Genomic DNA, 16,098 nt, shown 5'->3' on the forward strand with positions numbered 1-16,098 from the left:
AGGCGGGGAGGTGCCGTCAACCCGGGGGGGCGGGCGGCGCCATTCCTTTCTCCCCACGCGACGACTTGGTTTTTGCCGCCCGGGACAGGGGGCGCGGTCCGGCTCGAAAGCCGGGCCCGACCTTCCGCCAGGTGGCCGGTGCGCGCGAGGCAGACAGCGCCTCAACCCCTCCCACTGCCTGCCTCGCGCGCTTCCGTAAATTCTCGAACGAGGGCAGGGCAGGGCGCTCGCTCCACCGGGCGCCCTCCCGCTCTCCAAGGGCCTTTGCTTGCCAAGGGCCCGGGTTGGGCGCCATACGAAGGCGCGAAACGGCGGCGGGGCAGGTCAGCCTGCCCGCGTCGCCCGCGACCTTCGTGAGACATGGGACTCCGGTACGACGTCATCGTGGTGGGGCTGGGCCATGCGGGCAGTGAGGCGGCGCTCGCCTGCGCGCGGATGGGATTGGCCACGTTGGGCCTGACGCTGAAGCGCGAGCGCTCGGCGGTGCTGAGCTGCAATCCGGCGGTGGGTGGCACGGCCAAGGGCCACCTGGTGCGTGAGCTGGACGCGCTCGGCGGGGAGATGGGGCGCGCGGCCGACCAGGTGGGCACGCACTTCAAGACGCTGAATGCCTCCAAGGGGCCCGCGGTGCAGGCCTCGCGCCTGCTGTGTGACAGGGATGCTTACGCGGCCGGCATGCAGGCGGTGCTCTTCTCGCAGCCGAACCTCACGGTGCGCGAGGGCGAAGTCGCCGCGCTGGTGGCTGGCGGAGGCCGGGTGGAGGGCGTGGTGTTGGGGGACGGCACGCAGGTGTCCGCCTCCGCGGTGCTGCTCACCACGGGCACCTTCCTCCAGGCGCTGATGCACGTGGGCGAGCAGAAGGAAGTCGGCGGCCGTCTGGGTGACGACGCGGCGCGCGGGCTGTCGGAGTCGCTGCGCGCGCTGGGCTTCACCCTGGGCCGCTTCAAGACGGGCACGCCGGCGCGGCTGGCGCGCGCGAGCATCGACTGGGACGCGCTGGAGCCGCAGCCGGGGGACACCCTCGTGCGGCCTTTCTCCTGGCGGACGAAGGTGGAAGGGGAGGGCGGGATGCCGTTTCCCCGTCAGCCCTCGGTGACGTGCGCGCTCACGGCGACGACGCCGCGCACGCACGCGGTGCTGCGCGACAACCTGCACCGCTCGCCGCTGTACCAGGGGGACATCGTCGGCCGGGGGCCGCGCTACTGCCCGTCGCTGGAGGACAAGGTGGTGCGCTTCGCCTCGCGCGAGAGGCACCAGGTGTTCCTGGAGCCGGAGGGGCCCACGTCGCCGCTGGTGTACCCGGCGGGTCTGTCCACGAGCCTGCCGGCGGACGTGCAGCTCACCTTCCTGCGCACCATTCCGGGCCTGGAGCAGGTGGAGGTGGTCCGCTTCGGCTACGCGGTGGAGTACGACTACGCGCCGCCCACGCAGCTCAAGGCCACGCTGGAGACGAAGGCCATTGCCGGCCTGTACTTCGCGGGGCAGCTCAACGGCACCTCGGGCTACGAGGAGGCCGCCTTCCAGGGCCTGTGGGCCGGCATCAACGCGGCGCTCCAGATGAAGGGCGAGCCGCCGCTCCTGCCGGGCCGCGACGAGGCCCACGGCGCGGTGCTGGTGGATGACCTGGTGACCAAGGGCGTGGACGAGCCGTTCCGCATGTTCACCAGCCGCTCCGAGCATCGGCTGAAGCTGCGCGAGGGCAACGCGGACCTGCGACTGGCCCGTCACGGGCACCGGGTGGGGCTGCTGCCGCGCGAGGCCTTGGAGCGGGTGGAGGCGCGAGGCCGCGCGGTGACGGAGGAGGTGGCTCGGCTGAAGCGCACCGGGCTGGCGGCGCGACTGCGGCGGCCGGAGGTGACGTACGCGCAGCTGGGCGAAGGCCGCGAGGACTGGCCGATGCTGTCACCCGACGTCTCCGAGGAGGTGGAGGTCGAGGTGAAGTACGAGGGCTATGTGGCCCAGGCCGCGAGGGCGGCGGCGCGCGAGGCCGAGTCCACGGACCGGTGGCGGATTCCGGAGGGCTACCGCTTCCATGAGGTGCGGGGTCTGAGTTCGGAGGCGGTGGAGAAGCTGACCGCGCATCGGCCCGGGACGGTGGGACAGGCTCGCCGGATTCCGGGGCTGACGCCCGCCGCGGTGTCGCTGCTGCTGGTGGCGCTCAAGCGCGGAACAGAGGCGCCCGCAGTCTGCTCGCAGCCCGAGGATTGATCAAATAAAGGGCTGTGGACAACGTGTGGGAAACTTTAGGGCTTGCCATCTCCTGAGTGATTCCAGTGGGTTGCAGGTAGGTTTGACGCGGAGGGCTTGTGGATAACGCGCGGTTCGAGGATCAGCTCGCGGCGGGGTGCCGGGCGCTGGGAGTGACGGTGGCGGCGGACCTGGGGCCGCGGCTCCAGCGGTTGATGAGCGAGCTGCTCAAGTGGAACGCGAAGGTGAACCTCACGGCGATTACGGCGCCGGAGGAGGTGCTGGAGAAGCACTTCCTGGATTCGCTCGCGGTGTTGCCGGAGGTGACGGGCGCGGCGACGTTGCTCGACCTGGGCGCGGGCGCGGGCTTCCCGGGTCTGCCATTGAAGCTCGCGCTGCCCGCGCTGGGCGTCACGTTGGTGGACACGGTGGGCAAGAAGGTCGCGTTCATCAAGGCCGCGGCGGCGAGCCTGGGTTTGCAAGGTGTGCGCGGTCTGCACGCGCGTGCGGAAGGTCAGCCGGAGACGGAAGGGATTCCGCGCGCCGAGGTGCTGATTGCGCGCGCCTTCATGGACCTTCCGGATTGGCTCGCGCTGGCGCCCGCGTATGTCGAGCCGGGCGGGCGCGTGGTGGCGATGCTCGGCAAGGCGCAGACGGATGAGGAGCTGGCGGCGCGCGCGGCGGAGCGGCAACTGCGCGTCGTGTCCGCGCGGGCGTACCGGCTGCCGTTCTCCGGCGCCGAGCGCCAGGTGGCGGTGTTCGCCAAGGAGTAGGAGAGGGGAGTGCCGCCGTGCGCGCCGGCCCGTGGGTGATTCCGGGCAGCGTGACACGGCGGTGTTTCCTCCCGGGGATGCACGGCGCTGCTGAGTGACTTCAGCGGCGCGCATCCCACCGGGAGGGAAGGGTGGCGCGAGCCAGGGGCCTCGTTAGGTTTCACGGCGGAGGTGCCGCGCATGCAGCCGCTTCCGACGGACAGTCCTCGCGTCTGGTTGTTCGAGCGTCACGCTCACGCCGTCACGTTGAAAGCCTCGCGCTCCAGCTTCGAGCGCCAGTGGGGCCCGCCACATCGCGTGGTGACTCGCGATGACGGCCGCTTCCTGGAGGCGCACTGGGGTTGGCGCAGCGAGTGTGGGCTCGAGTTGGTGGTCGTCTCGCTGCGAGAGGCCGACCGGTTCCATGTCTTCATCGAGCCCTTGGAAGTCGACCACGCCATGGCCCACCTGGGGTTGAAGGACGAGGTCGTGGAATGGAGAGCGGACGCGGGGCTCCCGCGCCCGCGTGAAGGCTGGGCAGTCACGCGCATGGATGAGACGGGCAATCGCTACGACGTCGCGCTGTCGCCCGAGCGCGCGCATGTGGCGTGCTTCGCGCGCATCCTCGAAGAGCGTGCGCACAAGCAGTCGTACTACGTCGAGTTCCGCGGCACGCCGGCCCCTGAGGAACCCTCGCGAAAGGACTGGGCCGTCATCCGTCAGGATGAGCACGGCAATCGTGCGGAGGTGGCTCGGCTTCAGAGTGAGCAGGGGGCTCACGCATTCGCTGATGCCTACGAGGCGGATCCTCGGCACAAACAGACGTACTTCGTGGTGCCCGTGGCTCCGCGTTCCTGAGTGGGCGCCGCGGGTGCGTGGTGGACGTGTCGAATTGGATGCGCGCGCCGCGCGCCCCGCGTTGATGTTGAACCGCTGATGCCGACCGGACCAGCACGGGCTTGCTCACAACTACGCGGGCGCCTCATTCGTGCATCCGTTGTGGCAGCGAGCGTTGCTGTATCGCGACAGTCGCCTCCACGGGCAGGTCCAAGCAGCGCGCAGGCGCCGCGAACGGCAACGAGCCGCTGTCAGCCTCCTACGTTCTCGCGCTGTTGCCGGCTCGGGTTCGCGGCGACAACACCGCGTATTCTCGCAAGGGCCCCGGCATGCACGCGTCGCACGAGTCCCGTGCGTGTTCTCCCGGTGCGGAGAGACTTCATGACCAGGAAGGACATCCTCGATGCAGTGAAGCGCTTCCTCGGAGTTCTCGACGAGCAGAAGCGCTTTGAGGACCGCGAGGGCTCGCTGCGTGCAGCCCTGGACTGGCTCGCTCTGGCCTACCACTTCGCCGACGCCCCGTTCGACCCCACGAAGTATCCGGACGCGCCCAGTGCTGACGACAGCGCGCTGCGAGCGTGCATCGCGTCACTCTTTCCTGCCCTCGGCTTCTACAACGAGGCCTTGCACCTCGCGGACAAGGTGGGTGAGTCCGAGCTCTGCATGGGCGACGCCATCGACGACCTCACCGACATCGCGATGGACATGCACAGCGTCCTCTTCCGCTGGGAGAACACGAGCGAAGAAGATGCGCTCTGGCACTTCCGCTTTGGCTTCGAGACCCATTGGGGACTGCACCTGCGAAGCTTGCAGCTGTACCTCCACGAGCGTGCCTGCTGATGTGTCGAGCAACTCGCGAAGGCAGCTGAGCCGCCGCGGATTCGCCACGACTGACTGCCCGACTTGATGCGGATGACTCCAGAGGCGCTAGCAGGGGAGGGGACACGACCCTGCTTGGTGCACGTCCTTGTTCACAGGGGCTCGGAAGCAGGGCTGGCAACCGAAGCTGCAAGTCGGCCGCTCGTTGCAGGGTGGCGAGCGGTTGGATGGTGAAGCACCACGCTCGGTGCATGACCTTGCTCGCAGCGGCTTGAGAGCATCGTTGGAAGTCTGCGCTGCATGAAGGGCGACGGGCGGTTGGATGATGCGCCAATACGGCCGCGTCACTGTTCATCGAGGTGAATGTCGAGGCGCGGGCTGTTGATGGAGCGCTGCGTGGGCACGGTCGGCTCACTTCTCTCGGGCAGGCGGGACAACGCTCGTGCCGTCGGATGCTCGGAGTCTGTGCGGCAGTGAGGCGGCTTGCCTAGCGGCGGGCCGAGAGGCACTGCTCAGCGAGCGGGGGCCGATGGGCGCGAGGCTGCGTTCTCGACATGGGCCCGCAGTGCGCCGCCTCCTGGGGTGAGCTGGTTCGAAGGCGATGTCCGTGAAGAGAGGCTGAGCTGAAGCCCACGTTGACCGGACAGCCAGCCTGGCGCCTGGTCGGCGTGCATGAGAGGCCTACGTCCTTGATGCTGCCAGCGGGCACGTCGTCATCCTGAACGCTGCATCCGTGCTCCCGGTGTTGGGGACAGTCCGCGCATCGGGCGCGAGCGAAAGTCGCGACACGGTGCCTCGGGGTACTTGATGCAAGTCGGGATGGGGTGACGACGACGTGCATCCTCGCCGCGGTTTCGTGCACACGGGGCTACGCGTCCGTCCTGTGCGGAGCGGTCTGTCTCCGTGAGGCTTCGAGGCTTCGGATGGATGGAGGTGCATCGCATGTCCGCCTCGGCGATGCCGTCTCGTTGGGGCGCGAAGTCTCCCCGGCTGCGCTCAGCTGAAGGCTGGATTGTCGTGGGCGGTGTTGCGGAGGGCTTCATGGTGGTCATGGGCCCGCACGCCACCAGTGGTTTCGGTAGGTGCCGTGGCTCGCCTTCCTGTGGTCCCTCAAGTCCGGCTGCGTGTGGGTGCCTGACTACGCTGCTCGCGAACAGTAGCGGTGACCAGGCTCGCGGATTCATGCGCGCGATGCGCGGCATGCTCCCTGTTCAGGTCGTGATGGTCCTCGTGACACGAGTGCCTGGCTTGGACCCAGGTGTTGGCGTGGTGCGCGCCTTCACTTCGTCATCCAGGAACAGCCCATGGGACGTAGCGAAGGCAGCCGGGGACAGTGGTTCTTCAGCGGCTGAACCGATGGGCCTCGTTCCACGTGGAGCAGGGGAGGGGAGTTCCCGTTACGGCACCCCGTGGTGCATGTCGCCATGGCTCCGCGAGCGAGCGGCACCTTTGGCTCAAGAACCTGCGAACGGTGATGCGTGATGGCCGCACCACTTCTCGCGAGGGCTCTCATCCGGAGCGCGTTCATCGGGCTCGTGCTTCAAGCGGACCGTGGTGGCACCGGTTGCGGCATGGAAGCGCTCCGAGAGTCGCGATGCGCAAGCGGTCGCATCGACATCAGCGGGCGCGTGCCTGTTCCGGATGAACCGCACGTTGATGGGAGTGGGGGTCGAGCATGGCTTCGCGGTGGCTGCGCGCGGCTCCCACCCGGCGCGCCGAATTGGATGGCCCGCGGAGGCGATGACCGGAGCGATGTGGATGCGAGCACGGCTTGTGACGGGCGGATGCCGTTCGCTCACGCGACTGGCTCAGGTCCCGTTCCACGTGGAACGGGGCGCTCGGCATGCTCATGCGTTGTGGTGGAGGAGCGCGGCGGGTCGCGGGTGTTGCTCAGGCGCCATCCGCGTTGATCGTGGGCATCTCGTGCACACGTCATCACGGAGAACTGGCGGCGCCAGTGCTCATGCCCGGGACATCGCATGGTCCAGGGGGACGGAGCCTGGGTGACGGGCGTCAGTTGTTCACGGGCTCAGCCAGCGTCCCCCGCGTGCGCATGTCCTCGCGGTGAACGGCATCGGCTGACCTCGTCTTCGACCTGGCGCTCGTTCCACGTGGAGCATGGAGCGCCTCACCTCAGAAAGGGGTCGTCATCTGTTCGCGTGCTCACCTGGGTTCCCACATCACGCGGAGCGCGGGGGGCTGCGAGTACGCGGCTTCGATGCGCGCTCATCCACCTTGGTCGGGCGGTTCCACGTGGAACAGGAAGGTGGAAGCGCAGGCCGGCGTGCTGACCGGAGTGGCTTGCGCATGCGCGATGCCACCGTCGCTCCCCGTTGAGCAGGAAGGCGCGAACTCATGGTCGCGTTGGACGGATGCGGCCTGCGCATGCGCGGGCCCTTTGCTGTTTCACGTGGAACGTGGAGGAGGGGAGTGCGGCGAGCCATGTCCAACGGATGGAACGCGCTGCTCGTCACTCCACCGTGCTCCGTGAATAAGGAAGGAGCGAGTGCATGGCCGCGTTGGACGAACCCGGTCGGCACATGCGCGTGCCCTCACCGTTCCACGTGGAACAGGAAGAAGGGACGCGCGGGTGGCCGCGCTGAACGGGTGCGACTCGCTCATGCGCGATGCCTGCCGTGGTTTCACGTGGAACAGGAAGGCGGCTTGATGCGTGGTCCTGCTGAGCGTGTGCGGCTCGCTCATGCGCGATGCCTGCCGCGGTTCCACGTGGAACAGGAAGGCGGCGTTGATGCGTGGTCCTGCTGAGCGTGTGCGGCTCGCCCATGCGCGATGCCTGCCGCGGTTCCACGTGGAACAGGGGGGAGGGAAAACCGCGTGGTGGCGCTGAACGAGTGGGCTCGTTCATGCGGGATGGCAGCCGCGGTTCCATGCGGAGCAGGAAGAGGCTGCGGTGCGCGGTTGCGCGAAGCGGGTGCGGCTTGCACTAGCTCCATGCCTTCTGTGGTTCCACGTGGAACAGGGAGACGGCACACGCGCACGGTTGTGCTGAACGAGTGGCGCTCGTTCATGCGCGATGGCCTCAGCGGTTTCATGCGGAGAAGGAGGTTGCGTTGGTGCGTGGCCGCGCTGAACGGATGCGGCTCGCACATGCGCGATGCCCATCGCCGTTCATGAGGTGCGGGAGCTGGGAGTGCGCGGAGCGGTCTGATGCGTGCGCAGTTCATCTGCCTGACCGTTCCACGTGGAACATGGCCGGGGCTGTGAGCACGTCATCGCGGAGAACAGGCGGCGTCCGCTCAGGTGCTCAAGGCGGCCTTCGTTCCACGTGGAACACGGAGGCCATGAGTGAGCGGCCGCGGTGCGCGAGGCGACATGAGCACGCGCGGCGCTCGCTACCCGTTCCACGTGGAACATGGAGCGCCGCACCTGATGGTGGTGCGCGAGCGCCTGCTTCCTCGCGTGTTCAGCTCACGGCGTGTTCCACGTGGAACGCCGGAGCGATGGGCAGGTTGGGATGTTGGGCGCAGTTGGCTCGCTCAAGTGCGTGCTCGGTTCCACGTGGAACACGCGGACGACATGAGCGTGCCCGGCATGATGGTTGAGCGTGCTCGCGTGCGCTGCTTCGGACCGTTCCACGTGGAACGTGGATGGCCGCAGGGGCACGCCAACACGGCGGTTGAGCGTGCCCCTGTTCATGGCCGCGCCTCATCACGTGTTCCACGTGGAACGTGGACGCGGCTTCTTGGGCTTCCAGTTCATGGATGCGGTGGCCGCCGTGCACACGTGAGACGCACGCTGCTTGTTCCACGTGGAACGTGAACGCGTGGCGTGCACCCGGGCGTGTGCGCGGTGCATCGCCAGTTCCACGTGGAACGTGGGCACGGCGTGGGCTCGAACTCTGCGCCATGGAGGAGCTTGGGCATGAGGCGGGTCTGGTGGATGGAACGGCCTGAGCACCTCTTCAACAAGGTCCGCCGTGGTGGCGTCCCAGCGAGTTCGCGAACGCGTGTTCCACGTGGAACGAAGAAGCGGCGCATCAGGTGCTTCTTCGCGGTGGTTGGAGCCGCCGTTCGGCATGCGCACTTCGCGGGGGCAGCGATGGTGGTGGGCGCCTGCGCACCGCATCGATTCGCGCATGCGTCCCGCTTGGTGTGAGTTCCTGGCGCTTGGCGAAAAGGGTGCGCGCGCTGACGCGTGCACTTCATCGAAGTGGATGGGCGCGACTGCTCATGGGCGGGTTGCTCTGTTCCTGTTCCACGTGGAACGCCGGACGGGTTAGTGGCGGGCGCGAGCACCGCGCCGAAGCGTCCGCTGACGGCTCCACGTCGAGGCCCGTGAGGCGCTCACTGCTCATGGAGCGGTGAGCGCACCGCCGTGTGTCACGGAGAGGTGGTCACAAGAGGGCCTTTGCCCATCCGCCACCCAGCGCCTGTTCCACGTGGAACGCCTGAAGAGCTTCGCGATGCATGGAGGCACCGGATGGGTGTGCCACTTGCCGGCCAGTGGAGTTGGCTTGATGCACGCCCTCCATGTGGAGTGTCCGTGTGCGGTGCGGCGCCAAACACCCAGGCCGCTCGGTGCACATGCTGATGGAGATTCCTGGGCAGCGTCGGTCGTGCGTTGTGCGGGCTCCATCCCGGCGCTCCGCGCTGGAGTGGCCACGCGCTCTTCGACATCTGTGCTCAACGCGGGGCGTCCCCCGTGGGGCGCGTTGAACGTCGGAGTGGTGCCGCCGCCGCGTTGCTGCGTCCCTGCGAATGCCGCCTGGTTCGCACGAGGGGCGGTGAGCTTCAGGTGGAGCAGGCGGTGCGGACTGGCGATGGCGCGGATGGCCACATCGGCCCGAGCGGATGTTCTCCTGTGCCCGGGAGAGTTCGTCTGGAGCAGGCAGTGACGACTGACGATGGCGCGGATGGCCGCATCGGCGCGACCGGATGTCGTCCTGTGCTCGGGGACGCTGCGAGTCCACGTGGAGCAGGTAGTGAAGACTGGCGATGGCTGAAACTGCCTCCTCGGTACGAACGCAGGCCACTTCATGCTCGGGTGAGCGGCGAGTCCAAGTGGAGCAGGTGGTGAGGACTGGAGATGCCTGAGACTGCCGCCTCGGTACGAACGCAGGCCACTTCATGCTCGGGTGAGCGGCGAGTCCGAGTGGAGCAGGTGGTGCGGACTGGAGATGGCTGAGACTGCCGCGTTGGCACGAGCGCAGGCCACCTCATGTTTGGGTGAGCTGCGAGTTCATCTGGCGCGGTTGGTTCAGACTCGCGGTGGCTGGGACTGCCGCATTCGACTTGGCCAGGTGCTGCCTCGCTCCCGCGCGGATGTGCTGCCAGACCTAGTGGAGCTTGGGGGAGACAGCTCGAACTGCCGCATCGGCACCGCCGCACACTGTCCTGAGGTGGTGGTCACCAGATGCGAGTCCGAGTGGATGGAGCTAGCGGCGACGATGGGGGGTGGCTTGGGCGGCCGCATTGGCAAGTCCGCGTGCCATCTGGAACGCACTCGCAATGAGGTGCGAGTCCGAGTGGATGGAGCTAGCGGCAAGGATGGGTGGTGGGTCGAACTGCGCCGCATCGGAACACCTGCATGTCGTCCGGGCTCATTCGTAACGAGGCGCGAGGCTCGAGCGGCTGGAGCAGGCGGTGAGAAGGAGTGTTTTGGGAGACGGACTGCTGCGTCGGCATGGCCGCGTGGCGTTCAGAAGCCATGCGCATGTGACGCGCGTTCCGCGGGGAGCAGTCGATGCTGACGGAGCTGCGGGGGCAGCGCAGGTGCATGCCGTCCGGAGTCCATGCTCACCGAGGTGCGAGACTCGTGTGGCGCAGATGGCAGGGACGGGCGGCAACTCATCGCGCAGCTCAGATGAGCTGAGCGACGGAGCCGCTGCAGTGGGCGAACCCTCCGCGACATGTCGTCCGTGGGTCGCGCGAGCGCCAGGCAGGGCAGGACGAGCGACAGCAGGACGGAGCGGTTCGCGTAGGAGTGCATGCGCGCGGGGGAACCTTGTGAGCGCCCGGCGCGCGCGGATGCCATCACCTCCGTGGTGGATTTCATGCTGAACGGACCGCGCGCCCCCCCGGAGGCCCCTCGCGCGGGGGCGCCGGCGGCACTCCCGTAGTCCGCTGTTCGGAAATGTCGGGGGTTTTGCGCCCGCGAAATCTCCCGACATTTCCGAACAGCGAGCTGCCGAGGTGCGCCCCGGCTCTCGGGGCGCCTCGCCTCATGGCGCGCCTCAAAAGGGCTGAGCGATTGCGTCGCCGCGGTGGGCCAACCCACCGGCTGCCTCGCGCGGAGAAATGGCCGCCAGGAGGGGTGGGGTACTCGCTTGCCAGGCTGCGATGGACCGCTCGCGCAGGTCGAGCGAATGCGTACCGGACATGGCAGGCGGTACCTCCTCTCACTCAATAGTCTCCGTCTGCTCGCATCATCCGCACGCCGCGATCAGACTGCGACACCGGTACGTCGACACTCCTTCCGGAGTTCATGCTCACCGAGATGCGAGGTCCGTGTGGCGCAGATGGCGAGTACGGACTGTTCCCGTGAAAATGCATCGGTCCGATTGCAGGTTGGCGGGCGCTCCGGCTCAGCGATGTGCGAGTCCCATGCGGAGTAGTCGGCGTGGACGAGCAGCCGTTCGGGCCACGTCTTTGGCACGGTCTCATGTCGCCCTGAAGCTCTGGCTCAATGCAGAACCGGGCTCGATGTGACCGCGGAGAAGCTGCGGCCCACACCACTCGGTCCCGCTCAGCGGTGCGCTATCCGATCCCTGTTCCTGATGGGAAATCAGGGCACCTCGGTTGAGGCATCGATGTGACGGCATGCTGCCTCGCGATTCGTGAGGCGCTCAGTGGGCGTGGAGCTCCCGGTGATGCCGCCGGACGCAGAACCTCATCGATGCGACGTCTGGCGCTGCGTACCCATGTCGAGCGGCCCATCTCCGGCACACTTGGAGGGCGCGAAACGAACTCACCGTGGTTGGCGAAGTCCGATGGAGTTCCTCGCCTGCCGTCATCGGATGCGTGGCCCTGATGAACATCCCTGCGGCGAAAACCTCGTGCAGGTGTGAGTCGCCATCCGCATCGCCGTTCGTCGCGGCGTGTTTCGCGCGACCGCTGTCCGTCCCGAGTGGTGAGTCCGCTGAGCTGGGCCGGCAGTTGGACTGACCTCGTCGATGTGATGCCTGCGGTCGTTGGCGGAAGTGAGGGGGATGGGTCCTCGCCTGGAGTTCGCTTCGAACCACGTGACCGGGTCAGACGCGTCGCGCGCGATTCCAAGAGGGTAGGGCTTCGCGGCGGGAATCCTCGGCAAAGGGGGAACCAATGTGCGTGGTCATGTGGACTGCCGGCGGCGTGGCTCATGCGGACGGCTGACGTTGAGGCTCATGTGAAAGCACCATCGCCGCGCGCAGGACTCCGTCGCCCGTTCCACGCGGAACATGGATGCCACGTGTCAGCGTCACTCAAGCCGGTGGCTCATCGACGCTCGCAGGTTACACTCGGCAAGGCCTGGGCCGCTTCAACGCGCGTCGCATGGGGTGGCGGCATGGCTCAACTGCGCGGCATGGGGCGCTTCCAGTCGCGTGCGCAAGTTCGCTGCACTGACCCGACTTACCGCGCGCATCCCGGAAGCGACGGTGCCGCATCGCGCGGGCGAGAAAGAACAGCTGAAGTGCCAAGGCCTCGCCGGAACCAGGCGCTGCGCGGGTCTACGAGGCGGTGCAGCGGTTGCTCCACGCAGATGGGCCGAGCCAAGCCGGTCGGATGCGGAACCATTGGGCCCAACACTGCCAATGGCACCGCGTCGTGCCCGAGGACGGCCCACCACCGATAGCGTGTGATGCGCCGAAGCAATCAGCGCGTGCCTTCCGCGTGCCAACCGGCAACCCCGACCGTAGCCTCACGCGGGCATCGTGCGAAACGCACCCGCTACCCGCGACAACGTCACCGCGTGAGGACAGAACCCACGGATGCCCGTGGCCCGAAACGCGCGGCTGCATCCACATTCAGGGAACCCAGAAGCCCGGCCTCGCGCGCGAACGCGACGCACGTTCGTGGGCTCTGCTCGAAGTCCACCACCGCCGACCCCCTGAAAACTGGCTCAAAGGTCCGGGAACCCCGCAAACAGACTCGGCACGTCTTATTCCGCGAGGGCTTCCTTCCCGCCTGCTCACTCGCTGCACGGCCGCGGGGTTCCACGAGGAACGTGCCGTCTCCAGCCTGGGGACGGCGTGGCCACGGCTGGGCGGAACAGGTGCAGCCCGGTGGGGGCCCCACGGACCGGCGGCTCGGCCGCATCATTATATAGGGGGCTGACACGGGCCCTCCGTGGCCCCGTTCGACTGGCACCCCGGCGCACCGCCTCCTTATATAAGGAGGCACACCCGGCCAGCCTCCAGGCCTCTTCCGGGCACCTGCCACCGGCCTCCAGGTCGCGCAACCCCCGTGAAGAGAGCAGGGAAGCAAGGCTCGCCGTGAATTTGATCCGATACCAAACCGCGTGCTAGCAGCGTGGATCAGCGCGCAACCGTGCACTGCATCACGCGCGGGGCCCTGGCCTATGGCCGGGGAGAGAGAGGATGGGCCACCGTGGGTCGTATCATCTGCATCTCCAACCAGAAGGGCGGCGTCGGGAAGACCACCACCGCCATCAACCTCGCCGCGAGCCTGGCCTCCGCGGAGCGCCGCACGCTGCTGGTGGACATGGACCCGCAGGGCAACGCGGGCAGTGGCCTGGGCATCAAGCAGGACAACATCACCGGCACCATCTACGAAGCGCTGCTCAATGACCGGCCCATCCAGGAGCTGCTCCACCCCACGGAGCTGCGCTACCTCCAGGTGGTGCCCGCCACGCCGGACCTCACCGGCGCCGAGGTCGAGCTGGTCAACCAGGACAACCGCGAGTTCCGCCTCCGCGATGCCCTGCGCCCGCTGGCCTCCGAATACGACTACATCATCATCGACTGTCCGCCGTCGCTCGGCCTGCTGACGCTCAACGCGCTGGCCGCCGCGGACTCCGTCCTCATCCCGCTCCAGTGCGAGTACTACGCGCTCGAGGGACTCTCGCAGCTCACCCACACCATCGACCTGGTGAAGCAGGGTCTCAACCCGGACCTGAAGATGGAGGGCATCCTCCTCACCATGTTCGACTCGCGGGCCAACATCGCCCACCAGGTCGTCGAAGAGGTGCGCGGGTACTTCAAGAAGCAGGTGTTCGAGGTCATCGTGCCGCGCAACGTGCGCCTGTCCGAGTGTCCCTCCTTCGGAAAGCCCATCATCCTGTACGACATCAAGTCGAAGGGTTGTGAGAGCTACCTCGCGCTGGGCCGCGAGCTGATGAAGCGGGACACCCCCAAGAGCCCTCGCAGGCGCGTGGCTTGAGCCGCGCCCTGGCTGGAGTCACGACGTGGTGAAAGCAGACATGCAGAAGCGGGCCCTGGGGCGCGGGCTGTCAGCCCTCATCCCCCAGGCGGGCGCCACCGGGGCCGCCAAGGGCGAGCAGGCCCCGAAGGCCGGCGTCCTCAAGCTCCCCATCGAGTCCATCCACCGCGACAAGGACCAGCCGCGCCGCTACTTCGACGAGGAGAAGCTCAAGGAGCTCACCGAGTCCATCAAGGCGCAGGGGGTGCTGCAGCCCATCCTCGTCCGCAAGGCGAGTGACGGCTACCGCATCATCGCGGGTGAGCGCCGCTGGCGCGCGTCCCAGGCGGCCGGCCTCAAGGAAGTGCCCGCCATCGTCCGCGAGGTGACGGAGGTCCAGGCCTTCGAACTGGCGCTGGTGGAGAACCTCCAGCGCTCGGACCTGAACCCCATCGAAGAGGCGGAGGGCTACAAGCGCCTGGTGGAGGAGTTCAAGCTCACGCAGGAGCAGGTCAGCGTGCGCGTGGGCAAGGAGCGCTCCACGGTGGCCAACGCCCTGCGCCTGCTGGCGCTGCCCGCGGACGTCAAGGGCATGGTGGCGGATGGCTCGCTCAGCATGGGCCATGCGCGCGCGCTCCTGGGCGTGCCCCGGCTGCCGGAGCTGCAGAACCTGGCCAAGCAAGTCGCGGACAAGAAGCTCTCCGTGCGTGACACGGAGCGGCTGGTCCAGCAGAGTCGCTCCAGCGGGAAGAAGGACGCGGGCAAGGCGGCACCGAAGCAGAGCCCGCAGGTGAAGGCACTGGTGGAGGAGCTTCAGCGGCGACTGGGTACCAAGGTCCGGCTCACCGAACGAAGCCCCGGAAAGGGCACCATCGAGGTGGACTTCTTCTCGTACGATGACCTCGACCGGCTCTTGAAGCTTCTCAGGAAGGAGTAGGACGTGGCGCTCCTTGGCGGGAAAAAAGACGAATCATCCAGCAAGCCTCTGTTCAGGCGGGAGGAGGAATCCGTGTCGCAGCGTTCTGGTGAGGTCCACACGCTCCTGGGCAAGGGGAGCGAGTTCGAAGGGAAGCTGACCTTCGAAGGGCAGGTCCGTATCGACGGCAAGTTCCAGGGGCAGATCATCACCAAGGACGTGCTCGTCATTGGGGATGGCGCCAAGGTCCAGGCCGAAATCCAGGCTGGCACCGTCATCATCAACGGCCAGGTCGAAGGCAACGTGAAGGCGACGCAGATCATCGAGCTGAAGACGCCTGGCCGCGTGAAGGGCAACCTCGAGACGCCGTCGCTGTCCATGGACCGCGGTGTCATCTTCGAGGGCTCGCTGAAGATGGAGAACCTGGGCACCGCGGGCGCCCGGCCGCCTCCGCCTCCGGGTGGCGAGAAGAAGTAGACGTGCGTTCCTGGAAGCACATGGCGCCAGCCTCACTGCTGGCGCTCACCCTCCTGGGCGGCTGCAAGGGTTGCGGCCAGGAGGATGCTGCTTCCGGCACCGGAGAGGATGACGGCCGTCCGTCCTCCATCCGCTCCGGTGTGAAGGTGCCGCTGCCGGAGGGCTGGTCCGCGCTGGTGGCGCCGGATGAGAGCTTCCAGGCGGGTCCGCCCGGCCGGCCCGTGTTGCGGGTGGACCTGCGGCGCGGGGACGGCGAGCAGCTGCCCTCCGTGGACACCCTGGCCGACCGCGTCCGCGAGGAGCTGAAGGACTTCGAGCTCTCGCTGGACCAGGAAGAAGAGACGGAGCGCTACTCGCTGCTGCGCATCACCCTGGCGCCCAAGCTGGCGGATGGGGGCGTGGGCCCGGAAGCCCCTGGTTTCTTCGGCGCGCGGCGCGTGGGCAACGACTTGTTCCTCTGTGCCAGCCTGCCGGGCGCGTCCGCCGAGGATGTGCTGCGTGCCACCGAGGCCTGCCGCGAAATCCAGGTCCAGGGCGCGCTGCCATAGCGAGCAGCACCGCGCGTCCAAGGCAATCACACGTCGAGACAGGTGGGAGTGTCACCTCCTGGCGGAGTCGATGCAGGCGAGCAGGCTTCCGTTACCGCCTCGTGAACATCTGGCGCGGCTCGGGTGTCCCAACGTTATGCATTTCAGGGTGCACTTCCGTGCACGCCACGCCGACATTGACGCTCAGGGACTTCCCCTGGCCGTCACGAATCTTTAACCTCACCCTCCCGGACTGCGTTGGGTGC

General features: G+C 67.6%; 8 protein-coding genes. All 8 read left to right on the plus strand.

Features of this window, described 5'->3' with window-relative positions; genetic code table 11:
• The first annotated feature begins 360 nt into the window (after positions 1-360).
• The 8 genes from mnmG (at position 361) to F8M74_RS23145 (ending at position 15,853) form a co-directional block, all read left to right on the plus strand.
• Positions 361-2,208 (plus strand): tRNA uridine-5-carboxymethylaminomethyl(34) synthesis enzyme MnmG, encoded by a 1,848-nt coding sequence (mnmG, locus tag F8M74_RS23110; protein ID WP_141253897.1) that lies wholly within the window; start codon positions 361-363, stop codon positions 2,206-2,208.
• 98 nt (positions 2,209-2,306) lie between these two features.
• The gene (gene rsmG, locus F8M74_RS23115) at positions 2,307-2,960 is read left to right on the plus strand and encodes a 16S rRNA (guanine(527)-N(7))-methyltransferase RsmG (protein ID WP_141253898.1); all 654 of its coding nucleotides are present in this window, start codon (positions 2,307-2,309) and stop codon (positions 2,958-2,960) included.
• A 180-nt stretch (positions 2,961-3,140) separates the two neighbouring features.
• Positions 3,141-3,797, plus strand: a complete 657-nt coding sequence (locus F8M74_RS23120) for a hypothetical protein (protein WP_228559626.1) — start codon at positions 3,141-3,143, stop codon at positions 3,795-3,797.
• A gap of 360 nt (positions 3,798-4,157) precedes the next feature.
• Positions 4,158-4,616, plus strand: coding sequence for a DUF5063 domain-containing protein (locus F8M74_RS23125; RefSeq protein ID WP_141253900.1), 459 nt, complete (start codon positions 4,158-4,160; stop codon positions 4,614-4,616).
• A gap of 8,525 nt (positions 4,617-13,141) precedes the next feature.
• A complete protein-coding gene (locus tag F8M74_RS23130) occupies positions 13,142-13,933 on the plus strand; it encodes a ParA family protein (protein ID WP_090491169.1) in 792 nt (263 codons plus the stop codon).
• Positions 13,934-13,958: 25 nt separating this feature from the next.
• Positions 13,959-14,849: a ParB/RepB/Spo0J family partition protein gene (locus tag F8M74_RS23135; RefSeq protein WP_141253901.1), complete on the plus strand. Its 891-nt coding sequence runs from the start codon at positions 13,959-13,961 to the stop codon at positions 14,847-14,849.
• 3 nt (positions 14,850-14,852) lie between these two features.
• A complete protein-coding gene (bacM, locus tag F8M74_RS23140; RefSeq protein WP_011557381.1) occupies positions 14,853-15,305 on the plus strand; it encodes a bactofilin BacM in 453 nt (150 codons plus the stop codon).
• Positions 15,306-15,307: 2 nt separating this feature from the next.
• Positions 15,308-15,853, plus strand: a complete 546-nt coding sequence (locus tag F8M74_RS23145) for a hypothetical protein (RefSeq protein WP_141253902.1) — start codon at positions 15,308-15,310, stop codon at positions 15,851-15,853.
• Positions 15,854-16,098 lie beyond the last annotated feature (245 nt).

The sequence above is a fragment of the Myxococcus sp. CA023 genome (assembly GCF_010998615.1).
In the GTDB taxonomy this organism is placed as follows: Bacteria; Myxococcota; Myxococcia; order Myxococcales; family Myxococcaceae; genus Myxococcus.

What these genes read in the sequence shown, in the direction of transcription:
- mnmG (WP_141253897.1), top strand. Translation starts at nt 361, where the DNA reads ATGGGACTCCGGTACGACGTCATCGTGGTGGGGCTGGGCCATGCGGGC.
- F8M74_RS23120 (WP_228559626.1), top strand. Translation starts at nt 3,141, where the DNA reads ATGCAGCCGCTTCCGACGGACAGTCCTCGCGTCTGGTTGTTCGAGCGT.
- F8M74_RS23125 (WP_141253900.1), top strand. Translation starts at nt 4,158, where the DNA reads ATGACCAGGAAGGACATCCTCGATGCAGTGAAGCGCTTCCTCGGAGTT.